The organism is Streptomyces sp. 8P21H-1, assembly GCF_013302945.1.
Genome location: NZ_JABTYA010000129.1, coordinates 1 through 3,840 on the forward strand (window position 1 = coordinate 1; position 3,840 = coordinate 3,840).

The 3,840-nt window shown below is 74.2% G+C and carries 3 protein-coding genes; 2 read left to right on the top strand and 1 reads right to left on the bottom strand.

Features of this window, described 5'->3' with window-relative positions; translation table 11 throughout:
* Nucleotides 1-146: 146 nt before the first annotated feature.
* On the bottom strand, nt 147-1,658 hold the full coding sequence (locus HO151_RS02140; RefSeq protein ID WP_173894429.1) for an oxidoreductase: 1,512 nt from the start codon (nt 1,656-1,658) through the stop codon (nt 147-149).
* 221 nt (nt 1,659-1,879) lie between these two features.
* Between HO151_RS02140 and HO151_RS02145 the strand changes: the two genes are divergently transcribed.
* A complete protein-coding gene (locus tag HO151_RS02145) occupies nt 1,880-2,818 on the top strand; it encodes a bifunctional helix-turn-helix transcriptional regulator/GNAT family N-acetyltransferase (RefSeq protein WP_173894430.1) in 939 nt (312 codons plus the stop codon).
* Between the two features lie 111 nt (nt 2,819-2,929).
* Nucleotides 2,930-3,730: a sugar phosphate isomerase/epimerase family protein gene (locus HO151_RS02150; protein ID WP_173894431.1), complete on the top strand. Its 801-nt coding sequence runs from the start codon at nt 2,930-2,932 to the stop codon at nt 3,728-3,730.
* The last annotated feature ends 110 nt before the right edge of the window (nt 3,731-3,840 follow it).

Here is a 3,840-nt window from a genome sequence, read left to right on the forward strand (position 1 = left end):
CCGAGGGCGGGTGCGGCCCGAGGGCGGGTGCGGCCCGAGGGGGTTGAGCGCGCAGTTCCCCGCGCCCCTGGGGTGCGGGCGTGCGGGGAACCTTGTGGGGAACCCTCGTCGGGCCGCGGACGGAGAACCGGCTCCCTCGCCCGCGCTCAGTTCTTGTTCAGTGAGCGGGTGACGCCCGCGACCACGGCCGTGGTCAGCAGCCAGCCCGCGGCGATCAGCGCGTACGAGAGCGCCATGGGGCCGTCGTCCCGCCAGTGCCAGGCCCCTCGCTGGCCGAGACCGCCGATGGGGATCAGCAGGTCCAGCGTGTAGGCCAGGGCGCTGAACGGAGGCCCCTCGCCCTGCTTGCTGGCCGTGGGCGTGGCGGACCTGAAGACCAGTGTCCCGGCGAGCGACAGCAGGAGCAGCCAGCCGCCCGCCCGCCAGGGCCGGTAGCCGTAGCCGACCGTGGCGTCGAAGACGTGGCCCCAGCACCGGGCGACGGGGTGGAGCGTGCCGCGCCGGTGGCGCTGTTTCGCCAGCAGCACGAGGCGGGCGTCGTCGTCGTGGCCGATCTGGCGGTACCAGCCGGCGAGCTGCTCGTACGGCTGCGGGCTGTAGCCGGGCGAACGGCGGATCCACGCGATCCGGCGGGACACGCCGGCACGGGCACCGGCATCGGCACCGGTTCCCGTGGGGAGCACGTCGTCCGCGTGCAGGGAGGCGTAGGCGAGCCCCTCCAGCCGCAGGCGCGCGGTCCGGCCCGCCTCGTTGTCGCGCAGGACCTCGACGCGCGCACTGCGCAGGTCGACACCGCCGGGCGGGGCGACCGCGGGCGTGAGGTCCAGCTCGGCCGCCTGTACGCGGGCGAGGTCCAGGGCGGCGCCCGGATCGCCCAGGACGGCGCCCCGCAGCGACAACCGGTTGGTGATGTGCGCGCCGCGCAGCCGGACGGCGCCGGTGGCGCCGAATCCCTCGGTCATCTCCAGGGTCGTCATGGTGGCGTTGTCCGCGAGCAGCGCCTCGCCCCGCGGGTTCTCCAGCCGCGCTCCGTCCAGGAACAGGCCGCCGGACAGCTGCGCGCCCAGCAGCCGCAGCCCGCCCCTCGCCGTCAGACGGCGGCCGAAGACCGCACCCTCCATGACGAGTCCGCCGGCGAACAGGGCCCACCCGCTGTCGGCGGACAGGGTGGCCTCGCTCAGTACCAGTTCTCCGGAGATGTGCGTGTTGATGAGCGTGAGCCGGGAGCCCGCCACGGTCGTCCCGTGCAGATTGAGCCTCCCCTCGATCCGGGCCATCGACGCGTCGATGCCCGGGACCCAGCACTCGGCCAGCCGGATCGAGCGCGTGGTGCAGCCGCGCAGTCCCACCGGTTCCTCCAGACGGCAGGACCGGAGCCGGATCGTCTGGGCGATGTCCGCGCCCGCCAGATCGAGCGTGCCGACCACGCGTGCGCCCGCCAGGCGGAGTGCGGCGAGCGCGCCCGGCGGGGCGGGGTTGGCCCCCAGCAGCAGCGCCGCCAGCACCTCCGCCCGGACCGTTCGCTCCGGCCCCCACCCCTGCCCCTGCCGGGCGTCGTCCGCCTCGGGGACTCCGCTGCGCAGGTCCACGAGGCGGCCCTCGGGAAAGGCGTCCCAGACGGCACGTTCCGGCTGTGTCAGATCGTCGTACTGGAGCACTCCGGAAGGCTATCCGGGCGGTGGTGCCGGAAACCGCCACCGGGCGGACTGCCCGGTGGCCGGATCGCCCGGTGGCCGGATCGCCCGGTGGCCGGACCACCGGTGGCCGGACCACTGACGGGCAGATCGCCGACGGGCGGACCACTGGCGGGCGCCGGTCGGAGCGGGCACAATCTCTGACTGGGTCAGCGATCCACGTCCCGAGACAGGGGTCACGTGTCATGACCGTCCAGGAGATCCGCGCCTTCAACCGCTTCTACACGAACCTCATCGGCGCGCTCGACTACAGCCGCCACCTCCACGCCCCGTACACGCTCACCGAGTCCCGCGTGCTGTACGAGCTCGCCCACTCCCCCCGTACCGACGCCGCCGACCTCCGTACCGAACTGTCCCTGGACTCCGGTTACCTGAGCAGGCTGCTGGCCAAGTTCGAGAAGGACGGCCTGGTCGAGCGCGCGCCCTCCGCGCGGGACACCCGGCGCCGGCACGTCACGCTCACCGCGCGCGGCAGGGAGACCGCCGGCCTGCTCGACGAACGTTCGCGGGAAGCGGTGGGCTCCCTGCTCTCGACCGTGCCGCCCGGGGACCGGCCCCGGCTCGCAGCGGCCATGCGGGAGATCCGCGGGATCCTCTCCGCCGGGCGGGGCGGGCCCCCGCGCCGCGCGGACGTCCTGCTGCGCGCACCGGGACCGGGCGACCTCGGCTGGATCGTGCAGCGCAACGCGGCGCTCTACAGCGCCGAGTACGGCTGGAACACGGACTACGAGGGCCTGGTCGCCCGGATCGTCGCCGACTTCGCCGAGGACCACGACCCGCATCTGGAGCGGGTGTGGATCGCGGAGCTGGACGGCCGCCCGGTGGGCTGCGTGATGTGCGTCCGGGACGGGGCACCCGGCGCCGCCCGGCTGCGCCTGCTGCTCGTCGAGCCGGACGCGCGCGGCCTCGGCATCGGCGACCGGCTGGTGGGCGCCTGCGTCGGGTTCGCCCGCGGGGTGGGTTACCGGGAGCTGGTGCTGTGGACGAACGACGTGCTGTCCGCCGCCCGCCGCCTCTATCTGCGCCATGGTTTCGTCCTCCTCGACGAGAGACCGCACCGTTCCTTCGGCGCGGACCTCGTCGGCCAGGACTGGCGGCTGGACCTGCTCGGAACCGGGGAGTGAGAGATCGCGAGCGGCGGGTAGGGTCCGTTTCATGCTGTGCCGTCCCGGGGACTCCGGGAACCCCGGCCGGAAAAAAGCCGCGCCCGGAATTCGATAGCGAAGGTGCGATCCGTGAAACTGGCCTTCTCCACCCTCGGTGTACCCGGACTCCCGATCGGTGACGTGGTGCGGCTCGCCGCCACCCACGGCTACCACGGCGTCGAGTTGCGCACGCATCCCGAGGAGCCCGTGCACACCGGCCTCGGACACGCGGCACGGGCCGACGTGGCCGCCGAGTTCAAGGCGGCGGGCGTCGAGATCCTGGGCCTGGCCGGATACGTCCGGGTGGCCGCGCCCGGCGACGACGAGCCCGTGATCGCCGAGATCCGCGAACTCCTCGACCTGGCGCGCGACCTGGGCGCCCCCTTCGTCCGGGTCTTCCCGGGCGCCGCGGAGGACCAGAGCACCGAGGACGCCGACGCGACGGCCGCGCGACGGCTGGGCACGGCGGCCGAGTACGCCGCCGACCTCGACGTACGGATCCTGCTGGAGACCCACGACTCGCACCGCACCGGCGCCGACGCGACCCGTGTCCTCGGCCTGGTCGGCCATCTGCAGGCCGGTGCCCTCTGGGACGTCATGCACACCTGGCTGGGCGGTGAGCAGCCCGCGGTCAGCTTCGCCGCGCTCTCCCCCTTCCTGGGCTACATCCAGGTCAAGGACATCGCCTCGCCGGACGACACGACCCCGCTGCCGCTCGGGGCGGGTGTCCTCCCCCTCACCGAGTGCGTCGACCTGCTCTCCCGCGAGGGCTGGGACGGCTGGCTGTGCTGGGAGTACGAGAAGCGCTGGTACGAGTCGGCCGCGCCGCTGGAGGGTCTGCTGGGCGAGGGCCGCGATCATCTGGCCCGCCTGCTGAACGAGTCCGCGTAGGCCCTCCGGGCGGGGCGGGGGCGAGTGCGGGGCGGTTCGGGGTGGCTGGGTCAGCCGGGGCGGCGGGCGGGTGCGGGAGCGTCGTGGCCTGCCGCGCCGTTCCCCGCGCC

What these genes read in the sequence shown, in the direction of transcription:
- HO151_RS02145 (WP_173894430.1), top strand. Translation starts at nt 1,880, where the DNA reads ATGACCGTCCAGGAGATCCGCGCCTTCAACCGCTTCTACACGAACCTC.